15 protein-coding genes are annotated in these 16,090 nt (G+C 63.5%); 3 read left to right on the forward strand and 12 right to left on the reverse strand.

Translation table 11 applies throughout. From position 1 onward, the window contains the following. The first annotated feature begins 40 nt into the window (after positions 1-40). Together oxlT and B8446_RS08585 are read left to right on the forward strand one after the other, a co-directional pair. Complete coding sequence (oxlT, locus tag B8446_RS08580) at positions 41-1,258, forward strand: oxalate/formate MFS antiporter (protein ID WP_048848962.1); 1,218 nt, start codon at positions 41-43, stop codon at positions 1,256-1,258. A gap of 100 nt (positions 1,259-1,358) precedes the next feature. Further along, positions 1,359-1,583 (forward strand): (2Fe-2S)-binding protein, encoded by a 225-nt coding sequence (locus B8446_RS08585; RefSeq protein WP_048848935.1) that lies wholly within the window; start codon positions 1,359-1,361, stop codon positions 1,581-1,583. 181 nt (positions 1,584-1,764) lie between these two features. On the opposite strand, the gene bfr is transcribed toward B8446_RS08585, so the two are convergent. The 10 genes from bfr to B8446_RS08635 all read right to left on the reverse strand — a co-directional run bounded on the left by bfr (position 1,765) and on the right by B8446_RS08635 (position 12,640). Then, positions 1,765-2,253 (reverse strand): bacterioferritin, encoded by a 489-nt coding sequence (bfr, locus tag B8446_RS08590; protein ID WP_048848936.1) that lies wholly within the window; start codon positions 2,251-2,253, stop codon positions 1,765-1,767. A 145-nt stretch (positions 2,254-2,398) separates the two neighbouring features. Beyond that, positions 2,399-3,379, reverse strand: coding sequence for an ABC transporter substrate-binding protein (locus tag B8446_RS08595; protein ID WP_048848937.1), 981 nt, complete (start codon positions 3,377-3,379; stop codon positions 2,399-2,401). A 13-nt stretch (positions 3,380-3,392) separates the two neighbouring features. Then, positions 3,393-5,831, reverse strand: coding sequence for a TonB-dependent receptor (locus tag B8446_RS08600; RefSeq protein ID WP_053053776.1), 2,439 nt, complete (start codon positions 5,829-5,831; stop codon positions 3,393-3,395). Between the two features lie 138 nt (positions 5,832-5,969). Beyond that, positions 5,970-7,007, reverse strand: a complete 1,038-nt coding sequence (locus tag B8446_RS08605) for a zinc-binding dehydrogenase (protein WP_158507544.1) — start codon at positions 7,005-7,007, stop codon at positions 5,970-5,972. Positions 7,008-7,012: 5 nt separating this feature from the next. Then, on the reverse strand, positions 7,013-7,846 hold the full coding sequence (locus B8446_RS08610) for a TauD/TfdA dioxygenase family protein (protein WP_048848939.1): 834 nt from the start codon (positions 7,844-7,846) through the stop codon (positions 7,013-7,015). Positions 7,847-7,862: 16 nt separating this feature from the next. After that, positions 7,863-8,678, reverse strand: coding sequence for an ABC transporter permease (locus tag B8446_RS08615; RefSeq protein WP_048848940.1), 816 nt, complete (start codon positions 8,676-8,678; stop codon positions 7,863-7,865). Further along, complete coding sequence (locus B8446_RS08620; protein WP_048848941.1) at positions 8,675-9,442, reverse strand: ABC transporter ATP-binding protein; 768 nt, start codon at positions 9,440-9,442, stop codon at positions 8,675-8,677. The genes B8446_RS08615 and B8446_RS08620 overlap by 4 nt, the downstream gene beginning before the upstream one ends. 531 nt (positions 9,443-9,973) lie before the next feature. Further along, complete coding sequence (locus tag B8446_RS08625; RefSeq protein ID WP_241767708.1) at positions 9,974-10,777, reverse strand: ABC transporter permease; 804 nt, start codon at positions 10,775-10,777, stop codon at positions 9,974-9,976. Further along, positions 10,770-11,588, reverse strand: a complete 819-nt coding sequence (locus B8446_RS08630) for an ABC transporter permease (protein WP_241767712.1) — start codon at positions 11,586-11,588, stop codon at positions 10,770-10,772. Before B8446_RS08630 ends, B8446_RS08625 begins: the two co-directional genes overlap by 8 nt. Positions 11,589-11,590: 2 nt before the next feature. Continuing rightward, positions 11,591-12,640, reverse strand: a complete 1,050-nt coding sequence (locus B8446_RS08635) for an ABC transporter ATP-binding protein (protein ID WP_241767709.1) — start codon at positions 12,638-12,640, stop codon at positions 11,591-11,593. A gap of 264 nt (positions 12,641-12,904) precedes the next feature. On the opposite strand from B8446_RS08635, the gene B8446_RS08640 reads away from it, so the two are divergent. After that, complete coding sequence (locus B8446_RS08640; RefSeq protein ID WP_048848965.1) at positions 12,905-13,567, forward strand: HAD family hydrolase; 663 nt, start codon at positions 12,905-12,907, stop codon at positions 13,565-13,567. A 140-nt stretch (positions 13,568-13,707) separates the two neighbouring features. On the opposite strand, the gene B8446_RS08645 is transcribed toward B8446_RS08640, so the two are convergent. After that, on the reverse strand, positions 13,708-14,376 hold the full coding sequence (locus B8446_RS08645) for an RluA family pseudouridine synthase (protein WP_048848944.1): 669 nt from the start codon (positions 14,374-14,376) through the stop codon (positions 13,708-13,710). Next, a partial coding sequence (locus B8446_RS08650; protein ID WP_048848945.1) for a DNA translocase FtsK occupies positions 14,354-16,090 on the reverse strand: 1,737 nt, incomplete at its 5' end. The genes B8446_RS08650 and B8446_RS08645, both read right to left, overlap by 23 nt.

Below are 16,090 nucleotides of genomic sequence, written 5' to 3' on the forward strand. Positions count from 1 at the left end.
TGCCTCAAACCGCCTTGCCGACAGGACATCACGCGTGACGATGCGTTCTCTTCCCGGATCCCCGCAGCGTTCGCATCAGCTTCTGGCCGCCCTGATCTGCATGGTCGCCGCCTCTTCCCCTCAATATGTCTGGACACTGTTCACACCGGCGCTGCACCGTGATCTGGGCGTCAGCCTGCCGAAGCTTCAGGTCACGTTCTCGCTTGTCATCGTGGTGCAGACATTGTTCTCGCCGATCCAGGGCTGGATCGGCCGCCATGTGAAACCGTCTCTCCTGATCGGGGCCGGCAGCCTGATCACCGGCCTAAGCTGGATGACCGCAGGCCAGGCCCGGACGCTGGCGGAACTCTACCTGACCTATGGTGTCCTCGGCGGGATCGGGACGGGTATCGTCTATGTCGGTGTCGTCAGCCTGCTCATGGGCTGGTTTCCCGAACGCCGCGGCTTCGCGGCCGGCGTGGCCGCGGCCGGATACGGCATGGGCGCCATGATCACGACTTTTCCAGTCGCTCATGTCGTGCAGCAGGATGGTTACCGAACAGCCCTTACCGTGTTCGGCGCGATCATCGGGATCGTGGGTCTGGGAGCCGCCTGCTTTCTGCGTCGTCCTCCTGATGGTTGCGAGACCGCGACTCTCTCCCTGCCGGCATCTCATGTCCTGAAGACACCGGTCTTCTGGCTGATGTTCTTCATGATGGCGACGATGGCAACGTCGGGCCTGATGGTCACGTCCCAGCTCGCCCAGATCGCCGCAGATCACGGCGTTGCCCATCTCACGATTCTTGGCCTCGCGGCGCTGCCTCTGGCCATGACACTCGACCGGATCGCAAACGGGCTGACCCGCCCGCTGTTCGGCCTGGTGTCCGATCATATCGGGCGCGAGGAAACCATGGCGATTGCCTTCGGTGCCGAGGCAATAGCCCTGATCGCCTGGATCAGCCTGGCCCATGACCCGGTCTGGTTCGTTCTCCTGTCCGGCGTCGTGTTTCTGGGGTGGGGCGAGATTTTCTCCCTATTCCCCGCGACCCTGACGGAGACGTTCGGCACACAGGATGCATCGCGCAATTATGGCCTGCTTTACCTGTCCCAAGGGCTCGGCGCGGTGTTCGGAGGGCCGCTTGCCGCCTGGCTGCATCAGTCCAGCGGCTCCTGGACTCCGGTCTTTGCCATCGCCGTCGGCGGCGACGTGCTGACGGCGGTACTGGCGATCACGGCCCTGCGCCCGCTGCGTCGCGCCTATCGTGCGCGCAGGCCCTGACGCAGCCGTGCGCCACATGCATGAACCGCCTCTTGATTTGAGAACGAATATCAGTTGCAATGACGTTCATCACGCGAGCCGTTGGGGATTCCCGTCAGCCATGATCGTCTGCTCATGCAATGCGCTTACCGACACCGATGTTACCAATGCCGTCAGACAGGGCGCCGAACGCCCGCGTGAGGTGTATGCTTCGAAGAACTGCAAGGCGCAGTGCGGCAACTGCGTTCCGGGCGTGTTATGCATGCTGCGCGAAGCCCGGAAAGCGCACGCCTTCCACCTCGCGCATGTGCCGGCTGGCGAAGGACGGCAGGCTCTTCGCGCCTGAGGCAATCCACTGTCCACTCAGCCTGATCGATACAGGGGCCGATTGAGGCAGGGCGGTTGAGGCGGATCATGTTTGCCCCTGACATCAGGCGGCGGCTTTTAGCGCGCTTGTGCTGGCAGCTCTGCGGGACGCCAGCGCCGGCCGCTGCACTCCCCCGAGGAGGCGCAACGGCCGGGGAACGTCAGATATCGGCTTCGGATGCGGCATCCGAGTTCAGCGTGATGTAGCGCGGCAGGCCGACCTGCTTGATCAGGTCGAGCTGGCGGTCGAGATAATCCTCGTGCTCTTCCTCGTTCGCGAGGATCTTCAGAAGCAGGTCGCGTGAGACATAGTCACGGACGCTCTCGCAATAGGCGATGCCCTCGCGGAGATCCTCGAGCGCCTTTTCCTCAAGCTTGATGTCGCAGCGAATGATCTCTTCCACGTTCTGACCGATCAGGATCGTGTTGAGTCGCTGAACGTTCGGCAGGCCGCCAAGATAGAGGATCCGCTCGATCAGCCAGTCCGCATGCCGCATCTCCTCGATCGACTCGTCATATTCCTTCTTGCCGAGCTTGGTCACGCCCCAGTGGCGCAATGTCCGGGCGTGCAGGAAATACTGGTTGATCGCCGTCAGTTCGTTGGTGAGCTGAACGTTCAGGTGTTCGACGACCTTCGGATCCTTGATCATGCGCGCAATCCCTCCTTCGTGTGAAACATGGTGTCAGTCGCGCGGAAGATGGCATATGCGCGCACCAACGCAAAACATGCCTCCCGCCAGCCCCCAATATCCCGCCGCTTCAGGCCCGGGCCGTTGCCGCTCAGCTCCGACGAGCCTATCGCCTCGGTGCCGCGCATGTCGTGTGATGCAGGAAGCGCGTCGTGTAGAGGCCGGAGAAATCCATGGTCTTCGGATAAAGCCCGGTCGGCTGCATCTGCTGCAGATAGGCCGACCACCGCGCCGACGTCATGATGCCGAGGCCGCCGGTTCGGGCATCTCCCCCCTCGATCAGATCGTAACGCCGGATCGCATCAATGGCATCCTGGGCATTGCGCGGCGCGTAGTCCGGATTGCCCTGCATGATCAGCCGGTCGGCAGCGCTGCGATCCCCGTGCAGGTAATGACACCAGCCGGTCAATGTCGCATCCACGAACCGCTGAACGATTTCCGGATGCTGATCGACGAGCGCCCGACGCGCCACGATCATCGGCCCGTAGGAACTGTATCCCGCCTCGAACAATGGAAAGATCCGGATCGGGACCCCGGCATCCACGAAACGCGGCACGTCGTTCGTCAGATAACCCTGCTGGGCGATATGCGGATTGGCGACAAACAGGGCGCCGGCTCCCGTGTATCGACGGATCTGACGCGTGGTGTAAGCGAATTTCTCGGTCAGGAACGCCCAGTAATTGTCCTGGGCATCGGGGCTGATCATGATCGGATAATCGCGCAGCTCGGCGAGGCTCTTCGGAGCGCCCGGCGCGTCATGCACGATGATCGCGGTCGGATCCTGCTGGTCGATCGCGGCCACGACCACATACGGCAGATGAACGTTCGCCATGTCCAGCGCGACACCGCTGTTGAACAGCGTGACGAAATCATATGCGCCGGTTGCCAGCAGCATGATCGCGCCGTTCTTCATGTTGCCGGGAACGATTTCGACATCGAGACCCGCGCGGTCATAGAGCCCGTCAGCCTTTGCCGCGAAATATCCCGCGAAATCTCCCTGCGGCAGCCAGCCGAGGGCGACCCGCACATGCGTCTGCGCGCAGGCCTGCGACACCAGGCAGATGATCGCGACAAAAGCCGCGATCATCTGCCGCGCGCATTCAGAACGAATAGGAAATCGTTCCGAAAATCTGGCGCGGCGGGATGTACTGCTCACTGGTCTGCCCGGTTCCATATGGATCGGTAAAGCGGGAGTTGACGCCCGCAACGTTCGTCAGATTGCTGCACGTCACCGAGAAAAGCCAGCCGGTATGATGCGGCTTGTAGGACATGTAGAAGTTCCACAAATCATAGGCCGGTGTGTTGTCGAGGGCGGGATTGTTGAAAATCCGCGACTGAAGCGGCCCGCGATAGACGAACTGAATCCGCGTCAGCAGGTCGCCATACGGCACATCCCAGGTGTAGGCAGCGGACAGCGACCCCTGGACATGGGGCATCTGCGGCGGCGTATTGCCCTTGATATTGGGGGCTGCAGCTTCCACCGCAGCCCAGCATGCCGGATTGTAATATTCGCCGCCATAGGCACAGGCCGCGGAACTGGCATAGGCAGCCTGCTGGGTGACGGTATCGATCGCCCGATAATTGCTGGTGACGCGACCGTCTTCCAGCGTCAGGTTGCCATCCAGACGCAGACGTCCATGAAACGCCAGATACGTCCCTTCGGATTCAAGGCCCCACATCTCGACATTCGGCACGTTCGCGATGCCATAGGCATAAGGGTACGGATCGTCCTCGACATACTGCATGTTGTGATATTTTGAGAAGAAGGCAGCAAGGTTCAGGCGCAGGTCATGATCGAAGAACCAGTTCTTCGACCCCAGTTCGAACGTCGTGTTGCGCTCGGGCTGGAAATTGATGCCCACGACCTTGGATTCCGGATTGCCGTTCACGCCACCCGGCTTGTAGCCCGTCGCCACGTCAAAATAGACCATGTTGCGCGGCGTGATGTCATAGTCAGCCTCGGCCTTCCAGGTCGGCGTGCTGGTATGAAACGTGTTGCTCAGGCTCGAGCTTCCGAACGCCGAGAAATTGCCGTCGTAGTGCACGAAGTGATCGTAGTTGTAGCGCGCGCCACCCGTCAGATGTAGCTTCTTCGTCACGTCGTAGGTGAACTGGACATAAGGTGCGACTGTGAAGCGGCTGACATTCGTCAAATTGCCGTAGGACAGATTGGACGGCGGATTGGTCATGACGTCAGCCGGCACCACGAGGTCGGCAGGTGTCGGCGCTGTCGTGCCCTCGTATTCCACGACGAACTGCTGGCTGCGCTGTCCGAGCAGGAACACGCCGCCGGTCCACGTAAACGGCCCGTGGCCGTTCGAATGCAACGACAGCTCCTCGGTATAGGAATTCATGTGCGTGGACCACGCCGCATCGTTATCGTAGAAGCCGAGGTCGGCAAATGCGCCGCGTGAACTGTTCATCGTGATGAAATTGTTCAGATGCTGGAAGCCGGTGACGGATGTCAGCGTCGCCCAGGGCATCCGGTAATCCAGATTGAGATGATAAAGCTGCGTGTGCAGATTGAAGACCGACGGATAATCCTGTGCAACGCGACGCGCGCCGGACGTCGTGTCGAGAATGTTCTTCTGTTCCGCCCCTTCGTTGGTCTGCCCGTACCATTGTCCGGTCAGCGTCGCGGTGAAATTCTCGATCGGCTGCCACAAGGCCGCGAGCTTGCCGCCCGTGCTTTCCTGTCCGTCCAGCCCGAAACCGTAGGTCGAGTGGGCGAACGGAGAATGATCGTATTGCTGGAACGATCCCCGCAGCGCGAAATGATCGCCGATCGGCACGTTCAGGATCATCCGGCCACGCGCCATTGCGTAATTGCCGCCGCTCGCCTCCAGCTTTCCGCTGAACTTCTGCAACTGTGGCTGGACGGTGTTCACGACAAGCGCACCGCCGGTCGAACTCTGCCCATACAGCGCGCCCTGCGGCCCGCGCAGCACCTCTACCTGATCGACGTCGAGCATCGTCTGATCCAGCGTGATGGTGTTGGGAATGAACACGCCGTCGGTATAGAACGCGACACCCGATTGCGCGACCAGGGCGTTCTCGGGCGTCTGCGACCCGACACCACGGATCGACACATTCGTTTCGAAGCCCGCCGTTTTCGCAATACTCAGGCTCGGCACCATGCCGTTCAGGTCGGAGACCTGCGTCACATTGGACTGATCGAGTGCTGCACCCGAAATCGCCGTGACGGCGATAGGCGTGCGCTGGAGATTGGAGCGTATGTGCGCGACCGTGACCGTCACCTGCTCGATCTGCGGCCCGGATGCCTTGCCCGACCCGGCAACCGCCGGCGTCGTGGCCCCGATACGCTTCCGATCCATGGCGACAGTGGCTGGCGCAGCCTGCGAATTTCCTGCAGCCGTTGCCACGGGGGCTGCGTGATGTGCCTTGCGGGACGCGCCATGATGCTGCGACGTGGACGTCGTCTGGGCGATTGCCGGCGCGGTCAGACCGCCGAGACACGTCATCAGCAGCAGAGCCCGCCGCCCGCCACGCCCCTCAACAGATCTGGACAGGTCAGTCATGGCTGCCGGCTCTCCACCTGAATGCGTCCCGAATGACGCGCTTGTTGTTCATCGTGCACGCCGACTGGATCACGGGCATGCCGCGCACGTCTTGTCGGCACAAGCCCCTATCTTGTCTCCAAGTGTTATGTTTCGCTTTCATACCGAACGAATAACGATCTTGCCGAAGAAATTGCCGGATTCCAGCCGCGCCATCGCATCCGGCAGTGCCGTGACGTCCCAGACCGAATCGATCACGGCGCGCAGTTTTCCGCACAGATAGGCCTCGATCGTCGCCTGCATGTCATGCCGCGTATATCCGCCGTGCCCGATCAGGGTGCGTCCGTAATGAAAGATGGAGGTGTTGCGGATCGTGGAGTCATTGCCGGCCGTCGTGCCTGACATGACGACCCGCCCCCCGATCGCACAGGCATCGATCGCCTGCTGCAGGAACGCGCCCCCGACATGGTCCCACACAAGATCAGCCCCGAGATCGGACGTCTCGGCTCTCGCGGCACCGACCCAGTCACCCGCGCTGCGATCAATCGCAACGTCGGCCCCAAGTTCGCGAGCGCGCATGCATTTGTCTGACCCCGACGCCAGGGCGATCACGCGCGCGCCGCGGGCACGGGCGATCTGGATGCCGGCCGTCCCCAGGCCCGAACCTGCACCCGGAATGACCACCGTCTCGCCGGGCTCGAGCTTCCCGGCACCCAGCAGGCCTCGCCATGCCGTGACCGAGGCCACAGGCACGCTGGCCATGTCGACGGCCGACAGGCTCTCTGCGTCGTAAAGATGGCAGTTGCGCACAGGGGCCGTGACGTAATCCGCAAACCCGCCGTCACGGCTTGATCCGATGGTCCGAAGCGTCGGACAGAAGCCGGGAAGATCCCGCGCACACCATGCGCATGCTCCGCACGTCACGACCGGATCGAGCACGACCGATTGCCCCAGCAGGGACTCACCTTCCACGCCGCCGCTCGCGACGACAATACCTGCGATGTCCATGCCCGCGATATGCGGCAGGCGAAATCCGCCGACAAGCGCGCTCTCGCGCTGCAGCAGATCGAGGCGATTGAGCGCGCAGGCCGCAACGCGGATCAGAACCTCGTCGGATGCCGGCACGGGAACGCGCACCTCCTCACGCGATACAACGTCAGGGCCGCCGAACCCCCTCTGCACCCACGCTGCCATCATGCCGCTCATCCTTCGGCCTTGACCCAGAGACGATGCAGCAGGCGTTCGTAGCGCTGGTCGTCATACATCGTCGCGGAATGCATGGTCTGGAGGTTGTTCCAGATCACGAGATCGCCCGCGCGCCACTGATGCCGATAGACCTGCTCCGGCCGCGTGACAAAATCGGTCAGTTCGCGCAGGAACGCGCGCCCTTCCTCGTCGCTCATGCCGTCAATGCCACGCGCGCTGCCGTTGCTCATGTAAAGTCCCGGCCGCCCGGCTGCGTCGCGCCGCACGAGCCTGTGCCGCACTTCGGGATTCTCGGCTCTCTGCCTCTCCGTCACGACATAATCGGGAAAGCGTGTCTGCATGTAGAAAATGAAGTCGTACACCACGACCATATCCTCGATGCGCGCCTTCGTCGTCTCCGGCAGGTTGTCGTAGGCGCGACATGTGTCGGCGAACAACGTGTCCCCGCCCACCGGCGGCACGTCGAGTGCATACAGCGTCGTCGCCGCCAGTGGACGCGCGAGGTAGGTCCCGTCCGAATGCCAGCCCAGCCCGTCGAGATGCACCCCGATCATCTTGCCGTCCTGTTTCTTGTTGGACAGCACATAGACTTCCGGATGGCCGGGCACGGTATATTCGAGACGCGTGTGCGGCACGAGCTCGCCGAGCGCCTCGCCGAACGTGACGTAATCCTCGACCGACAAGGCCTGGTCACGCAGCACGACGATGGGATTGCGGTCATACACGTCCCGGATGGCCGCACGTTCGGCATCGCTGCTGCGCGCGAGATCGACGCCTGTGATTTCGACGCCGGTGCCGCCTGCGATCGGCGTGACGGTCAAGGCACTCATCGCAAAGGATCCTTTTTCAACGGTCGCGTACGATCGCGGCTTCGTGCCAGCGACGCAGGCAGAGGTATTGCACCAGTGACAGAAGGCCGGAAATGCCGACGCCAAGCAGCCCGAGCAGGAACAGGCTTGCGAACATGCGTGGCGTGTTCAGCCTGTTTGCCGCCTCGCTGATCCGCCAGGCCAGTCCCGCATCGGTCCCCGACCCCGCCACGAATTCTGCGACCACGGCACCCACAAGTGCCAGACCGCCCGCGAGCTTCATTCCCGACAAGGTATAGGGCATCGCAGCCGGAAGTTCGAGAAGGACGAGACGCTGCCATGAAGACGCGCGTCGCACCGTGAACAGGTCATGCAGATCGTGGCTGACGCTCTTGAGGCCCATCATCGTGTTGGCCGTCACCGGAAAGAACGCGATGATCGCAGCCAGGATCAGGATGGCGGCGTTGACGTTGTCCACACCCACCCAGACCAGCACCAGAGGCGCGATCGCGACCGTCGGCGTGACCTGCGTCAGCACCATCAGCGGCGACACCGAAAGGTCGAGCAACCGGGAACGCGAGAACAGGATCGCAAGCACGATCCCGGCCACACTGCCGATCGCAAATGCCTCCACGGTCACGACGAACGTGTTCCAGGTGGACCACAGCAGCGTACCCGCATGGAGCCAGAGATCGGATGCAACGGCACTCGGCGTCGGCAGGATCAGGGGCGAAACGTGCCCGAGCCGCACGACCGCTTCCCAGATTGCGAGAAGGATCGCGAAAAATGCCGTGGGCAATGCGGTCCGCAACCATAGCGGCGGCCGCGCGAGGAGATAGGACCAGTCGCTCATGATCGATCGGTCCATGCGCCGCGCAGCCGGGCCGACACCTCGGCACGCACCCGCGCGTAGTCCTTCCGCTCCCGCAGATCCGTGCGATCCGGGCCGAAATCCACCGGAAGCTGCCAGTCGATACGGCCGTCACGCAGCGCCACGATCGTGGTCGAAAGGAAAACCGCTTCCTCGACACTATGAGTCACGAACACCACGGCCGGGCGCCGACGCTCGTAAAGCGCACGCAGATCGTCGTTCAGACGGTGGCGGGTGAGTTCGTCGAGGGCCGCGAACGGCTCATCCATCAGAAGCACATCCGGATCGGTCACGAGTGCTCGCGCAATCGAGACACGCATCTTCATGCCGCCCGAAAGCTCGCGAGGATAGGCATCGGCCCTGTCCTGAAGACCGGTGGCGCAGAGGCTTTCGAACACGGCATCGCGCGCAGCTCCCTTCGACTGCCCACGGAGCTTCAGCGGCAGATAGACATTGTCGAAAACCGACTTCCACGGCAGCAGCGTCGGCTCCTGCGGGACAAGCGCACAATCAGGCACGTGCTCCGCGCGCCCGGTGTAGTCGATCCTGCCCCGCGTCGGACGGTTCAGACGCGCAAGCAGCCGAAGGAGCGTGGATTTCCCGCAACCCGATGGCCCAAGGAGGGTTACGAACGCGCCCGCGGGTACGTCGAGATCGATATCGCTCAACGTATCGACGCTGCGCCCCGCGTAGCGTTTGCCAACGCCACGCGCCACGATCCCGGCACCATGGATGGTATCAGGCATGGAACGGGACAGGTTCGGAATGAAACAGTGTCGTCTCCATCAACGTCAGCGGAGCCAGAAGCCTAGGGGCAGTCCCCTGCCCGCTTCTTGCCTGTATGCGCATACGATCTGTTTGCGCAACAACTCTCGCACGCAATCCCGACGGTGCAACGGGAAGGCGCTATATCTGCGCGCCGTAGATGCGCAGCAGGTTTTTCATGACCCCGACACTCGATTTCCAGACGCATGAAAGTATCGTCAGGAAATCAGGGCAGTGAAGTGCTCCAATATTGTGCCTTCGCTGCATGAAATCACATGGCATTGCGTCCACAAGGCACCCGTCACGATCCCCGGCAACAGACATCACGGTTCCGTGACCTCCTGGGGGCCTGCGACATGTCGACACACCATTCCCCAAGGCTTGCCGACGGCGCACGCGGGCAAATCCTTGTTGCCTGTCGGCCGACAGGAGCTCTTGGGTTTTTCCTGAAACTTCGCTCGAAACCGGCTTCCGGAAGCACCTTGCGGCAACGAACACTTCCCGCGATCGGATCAGCTGCCGCTCGACACGTACCCTGCGACCCCGCGGCCCCAGGCCCACACCATGACGCCGAGAAACACAAACCCCAGAGCCGGCGATACTGCGCCGAACCACATCGGCATTCCGAGCGGATCGGCATGCCGCACCATGACAAGGGTCGGATAATAACAGATGCCCGCGATCGGCACGGCCCAGGTCAGGAACCGCCGCAGCCAGCGCCCGAACATCGGCAACGGATACTGCCCGGCTTCGACCCCGCCATAGGTCAGGATATTCACGACCTCCAATCCCTCGATCGTCAGGAAGCACAGGGCCGCCTGGCCGATCAGGATTCCAAGGAACAGGGCGGCACCCCCGGCCACGGCCCATGGGATCAGCCACACCGTGGCCCATCCGACATGCGGCGACAGATGCAGGCCGGCCGCCAGCACGAACGCACCCTGCAGGAAGCGGCCGACCGGCCGGAGACGCAGTTCGTGGCCGAGCAACAGAAGCAGGGTCGAACGTGGCCGCAGCAGGAGCCGGTCGAAATTGCCCGTCTTTACGAATTCGCCGCCGAAGATCTCGAACCCGCGCCCCAGCGTCTCCGCGACCGAAAATGCGACATTCACGAGCCCATACAGCACCGCGACCATGCCGATATCCCAGCCGCCGAGGGACCCGAACCGGTGAAACAGGCTCCACAGGCCAAAGAAGCTCAGCAGGGTCGTGACAAAATTGCCCGCAGCCTGCAGCACGAACGTGCCGGGATAGCGAAGCTGGGCTGCGATCGAGGCCGCGGCCATGCGGCGGTACAACACGAGCCCGTCAAGCACCCTGCACCTCCAGACGATCGACGGTCCTGCGCATCCAGGCCCTGCCGAACAGGGTCAGCACGGCGAGCCACACGATCTGGATCACGATCGCGGTTCCCGCACCCCCGGGAATGGCGACGCCGAGATAGAGACGGATCGGAATATCGGTGATGCCGGCGAACGGCTGCAGGAGCAGCAGGGTCTGCGCCCATGGCGGGTAGAGCGGCAGCGGCAGCAGCATGCCCGACAGCAGGACGGACAACGGCACGGCAATTGCATTGGCCCCGAGCGGCGAGAGTGTCCGTGCCGTCAGCACGTTCCACCACATCACGATCGTCGCCGAGATCAGTGCGCCCAGTCCGAACGAGACAAGCGCCAGGATCGCCGCCGTCATGGATACAGGCGGCGCCAGGCTCCACGCCTCCAGTCCCAGCAGGGCCGCCAGCGGGCCGGCAATCGCGGCGAGCAGGATCGCGCGCGGCACAGCGGCCCCGACAAGCCAGGCAAGGCTCGACGAGAGCCACCATGCCCACATGTCGACCGGCCGCAGCAGGTCGTAGACGATGGCGCCCGTCCGTGCGGCATCCCCGACCGATGGCAGACAGCCGATCGGCAGCAGCCGGAACAGCGATTGCTGCAACCATGTGTAGGTCATGGCCTGCCGCAGCGTCAGCGGGGCGTGCGCATCCGGCGCATGGTGATAGACCGATGCGTACGCCATCAGCGTGATGGCCCCGAACCAGAGCTGCGCGACCAGCCCGGCCGCAACCGCGATCCGATAGCGCAGGCCGATCCGGCCCTGCAGCACGAATGCCGAGAGATAGGCCCGCATGCTCACGTGGCATGATCCGCGTAGAAGCGCGTGATGATCTCCTCGATCGCCGGGCGGCCGATCCTGAGATCGTCGAGGCCTGGCACCGCGCTTAACTGCGCGACCAACACCTGTGCGGGCACGAGACGCGGATCGAAGGTGATCGTGACACTTCGCCCGTCCCGCATGGTCTCGGTGGCGCCATGCGGGAGGTCGAGCACCGGCGGCTCCGTCACGAAATCCGCTTCGAGGATCCGCTCGGACAGCGTGGTCGCGCGCAGGTCCTGGAACGGGCTGTCGGTCAGGATGCGTCCATGGCCGATGACGATGACACGTTCGGCCAGCGCCTCGATATCGTGCATGTCGTGCGTCGTCAGCAACACCGTCGTGCCGCGCTCCCGTCGCAGGTCGCGCACGAACGCGCGGACGGCGAGCTTGGATGGGGCATCGAGCCCGATCGTCGGTTCGTCGAGGATGAGCACTTCAGGATCATGCAGGAGGGCCGCGGCAATCTCGGCGCGCATGCGCTGTCCGAGTGACAGCTGACGCACGGACTGATCCATGATCCCACCCAGATCGAGCGCCTCCGTCAGCCGGGCGCGATTGCGGGCGAAACGCTCGGGATCGACACCGTAGATGTCGCGCAGGAGTCCGAGCCCCTCGGCGACGGAGAGATCCCACCACAGCTGCGTGCGCTGGCCGAAAACGACACCGATCCGCGCCACATGCGCGCGACGATCCTGCCATGGCACGAGATCGCCCACCCGGACGATGCCGGATGTCGGCCGCAGGATGCCCGAGAGGATCTTGATGGCGGTGGACTTGCCGGCACCATTGGGACCGATGAACCCGGCGATCTCCCCGGCCGCCACGGAAAAGGAAATACCGTCGAGTGCCGTGATCTCGCGCGTGCGGCCGCGCCAGCTGCCGCCCTCCCGGACGTGATAGACCTTGCGCAGGTCTTCGACTGCGATGGCAACCGTGCCGCGGATCATGCCGGAAGAGCCCCGCACTGCCGCATCACGCGCTTTCTGAAACACCGCCGCATGAGCCTCGAATCCTCGAACATTCAAGGCGCAACCGTTCCCGATCCTGCGCGTCATGCCAAGGGGCTCGACGTGTCGGAGTCCAGCACGCAAAAATCTAGGCGATGCTACATTTATGACCGAATAATAATTGAAAATCAAGACTGAAATTTCGCAGACTATTATTATAACTTCTGCGTGATCCTCAGGAGGACATCAGACACACTCAGCGATCGGAGATCAGTCATGACTGCTGTTCAGAACAATACACATCAGGCCCCGTCGTCCATTCAACCGGACGGTCATCTTGAAATGGTTATTTTCGACTGTGACGGCGTGCTCGTTGACGGTGAAAGACTGTCCACGAACTTGATGGCGCAAGAAGCGCGCAAGTATGGCTGGAACATCTCCGACGATGAGGCCCACGCCCTCTTCACTGGCGGAGAGCTCGCCAAGATCCGGGACCGGATCGCGCAGGAAAGCGGCAAGACGCTGCCGGACGACTGGGACATGATGCTCCAGAACCGGATCGTGCGGATGATGAAGACCGACGCCGAGACGGTGGACGGCGCGGAAGACATGCTGGCGGCCGTGCTGTCGCTCGGCCTGCCGATCCGCATCGGATCGAACTCGTCGCTAGCCGAGATGGACGCGAAGTTCGCAGCCACGGGCCTTGATTCGATGCTGGAGCGCGATCGCATCCATTCCGGGCGCGATCTCGACATGCCGAAGCCACGTCCGGACATTTACCTCCACGCGGCAGCCGAGGAAGGCGTCGAGCCGGGCAACTGCATCGTGCTCGAAGACTCCGATGCCGGCGTGGAAGCCGCCCGTCGCGCCGGAATGGCCTGCGTCCTGCTGCGCGATCTGTCCAAGCCCGGTCCGGAATGGCCCGGCCTGCTGCGTATCGGCCACCTCTCCGAGTTTCAGCCGCTGCTCTCCCGCATTCTGGAATCGCAGAAGGTCGCAGCCTGACCAGCATGCTTCGACGGCGAGAGCCGACCCGGCACATGTCGGGCCGGCTCTCGCCGTGGAGCTTTTATCGGAATGCAGCTTTCAACGACTGACAGGCGGCCAGCCGAGCCAGACACCGTTGGGAAGTAAGCTTTGCTGCGTTACGGCAGCAGCGTCATGCGGGCGATTGCCTCGGCCATGCCCGTGGGCGGCGCAGCCTCCGCCGTGATGATCTCACCTGCGACATCGAGCATGATCCGGCGGCTCAACAGCTGCATCGGCATGCCGCCTGTGCCGTAAACGGGGTCGCCGGCGATCGGGCATCCGAGCCAGGCGCAATGCACCCGCGCCTGATGCGTCCGTCCGGTCAGCAGGGTCAGCTCCAGAAGGCTGCGCCCGCCCCCTGATCCCAGCAGGCGCCAGAGCGTCCGCGCGGGCACGCCTGCCGGATCGACGGCCATCCGCCATCCACGCCTGTCGCCACGCTTTGCCAGTGGCTGTGCAATGTCCCCGGATTGGCCGGATGGCGTGCCTTCAACGACAGCCCAGTATACCTTCCGCACTTGGCCTCCAGCGAAGCAGGCCTGCGCCGCGGCCAGCGCCTGCTTGCGCAGGCCGATCAGAAGACAACCGGACGTATCGGTATCGAGGCGGTGGGCAAGCCAGGGACCATCATGCCCGGCACGACGCCAGGCGGGAAATGCATCCTCGATGGATAGCCGGCCGGACCGGTCTGGATGAACCGGGACGCCAGCCGGCTTATCGATGACGAGAAATCGGTTCGACCGGTAGAGGACCGGATAGGGATCAGTCCTCGACGGGTTGTTCACGCCGGATCAGCACCTCGCGCCGCCCCACATGGTTCGCCGCGCTGACGATACCTTCCTTCTCCATCTGCTCGATGAGCTTGGCTGCGCGATTGTACCCGATCGACAGATGTCGCTGGATGAAGGAAGTGGACGCCTTGCCTTCCCGCGCGACAACCTGGACCGCCTGATCGAACAGGCTGGTCTCGGCGTCGTAGCCACCCCCGCCCATGCCGTTGCCGGAGGCGCCGGACGAGGAGGATGCGGCCTCTTCCTCCAGGCTCGACACCACATCGTCATTGTAGACGGGCTCGCCCTTCGATCGCAGGTCGGCCACTACTGCCTCGACCTCATCGTCCGCCACGAACGGCCCATGCACGCGGGTGATCCGTCCACCGCCCTGCATGTAGAGCATATCGCCCTGGCCCAGCAGCTGTTCGGCGCCCTGCTCCTGAAGGATGGTGCGGCTGTCGAACTTGCTGATGACCTGAAAGCTGATGCGCGTCGGGAAGTTGGCCTTGATCGTCCCGGTGATGACGTCGACCGATGGACGCTGCGTCGCCATGATGACGTGAATACCCGCTGCACGCGCCTTCTGCGCCAGACGCTGGACTGCGGATTCGACCTCCTTGCCGGCCACCATCATCAGATCCGCCATCTCGTCGATCACCACGACGATATGCGGCAGCGTCTCGAGCGTGAGCTGCTGCTCGTCGAACACGGGCCGCCCGGTCTCGGGATCGAAGCCGGTCTGCACGCGGCGCGTCACAACGTCGCCCGCATCCCGCGCCTGCCGGACGCGGTCGTTGTAGCCCGCGATGTTGCGCACCTGCAGATGGGACATCGCGCGATACCGCTTGTCCATCTCGCGCACGGCCCATTTCAGGGCCGCGACCGCCTTGGTCGGCTCGGTCACGACAGGTGTCAGCAGATGCGGGATGCCTTCGTAGATCGACAGCTCGAGAATCTTCGGATCGATCAGGATCAGGCGGCACTGGTCGGGCGACAGGCGGTAGAGCAGCGACAGGATCATCGCGTTCACACCGACCGACTTGCCCGAACCCGTGGTGCCCGCGATCAGCAGATGCGGCATGCGCGCCAGATCGCCATAGACCGGCCCGCCGGCGATGTCCTTGCCCAGCGCCAGACACAGACGCTGCGACGAATCGTGCCAGGCATCCGTTTCCAGAAGCTCGGAGAAATAGACCGTCTCGCGATGTGCGTTCGGCACCTCGATGCCGATGACGTTGCGGCCCGGAACGGTCGCAATACGGACGCTCAGGACGGATAGCGAACGCGCGATATCGTCCGCAAGGCCGATCACACGGGCCGAACGGATACCCGGCGCCGGCTCGAGCTCATACAGCGTGACCACGGGACCTGCATGAATGTCCCCGATCGTTCCCTGCACGCCGTAATCGGCCAGCACCGTCTCCAGAAGCCGCGCATTGGCCTGCAGCACTTCGCGCGACGGGCCCGCCTGCGTGTGCGGGGGCGCGCGATGCAGCAGGCTGAGAGGCGGCAGGATCCAGGATGCCTGGTCCGTGCCTGACGGTGTCTCGCGCCTGGCCTGAGGCGCAGCCTTTTCGCCGCGCAGGCGATCGAAGAAGCTGCGGCGCGGCGCTGTATCCGCGACCGCCGGGCTCTCGTCCGCGTCGTCGGTGAACGTCGCGACGGCGGGTGCCGGAGCCGGATCGCGAACCGGAGCGGGAGCCCGCGTGGCCGGCCGCGCCGGCGC

It is taken from the genome of Tanticharoenia sakaeratensis NBRC 103193, from assembly GCF_000963885.1.
In the GTDB taxonomy this organism is placed as follows: Bacteria; Pseudomonadota; Alphaproteobacteria; order Acetobacterales; family Acetobacteraceae; genus Tanticharoenia; species Tanticharoenia sakaeratensis.

Bases quoted from the DNA above. Each gene is read 5' to 3' on its own strand.
- oxlT (WP_048848962.1), top strand. From the start codon at position 41: ATGCGTTCTCTTCCCGGATCCCCGCAGCGTTCGCATCAGCTTCTGGCC.
- B8446_RS08585 (WP_048848935.1), top strand. From the start codon at position 1,359: ATGATCGTCTGCTCATGCAATGCGCTTACCGACACCGATGTTACCAAT.
- bfr (WP_048848936.1), bottom strand. From the start codon at position 2,253: ATGATCAAGGATCCGAAGGTCGTCGAACACCTGAACGTTCAGCTCACC.
- B8446_RS08595 (WP_048848937.1), bottom strand. From the start codon at position 3,379: ATGATCGCGGCTTTTGTCGCGATCATCTGCCTGGTGTCGCAGGCCTGC.
- B8446_RS08600 (WP_053053776.1), bottom strand. From the start codon at position 5,831: ATGACTGACCTGTCCAGATCTGTTGAGGGGCGTGGCGGGCGGCGGGCT.
- B8446_RS08605 (WP_158507544.1), bottom strand. From the start codon at position 7,007: ATGATGGCAGCGTGGGTGCAGAGGGGGTTCGGCGGCCCTGACGTTGTA.
- B8446_RS08610 (WP_048848939.1), bottom strand. From the start codon at position 7,846: ATGAGTGCCTTGACCGTCACGCCGATCGCAGGCGGCACCGGCGTCGAA.
- B8446_RS08615 (WP_048848940.1), bottom strand. From the start codon at position 8,678: ATGAGCGACTGGTCCTATCTCCTCGCGCGGCCGCCGCTATGGTTGCGG.
- B8446_RS08620 (WP_048848941.1), bottom strand. From the start codon at position 9,442: ATGCCTGATACCATCCATGGTGCCGGGATCGTGGCGCGTGGCGTTGGC.
- B8446_RS08630 (WP_241767712.1), bottom strand. From the start codon at position 11,588: ATGCGGGCCTATCTCTCGGCATTCGTGCTGCAGGGCCGGATCGGCCTG.
- B8446_RS08640 (WP_048848965.1), top strand. From the start codon at position 12,905: ATGGTTATTTTCGACTGTGACGGCGTGCTCGTTGACGGTGAAAGACTG.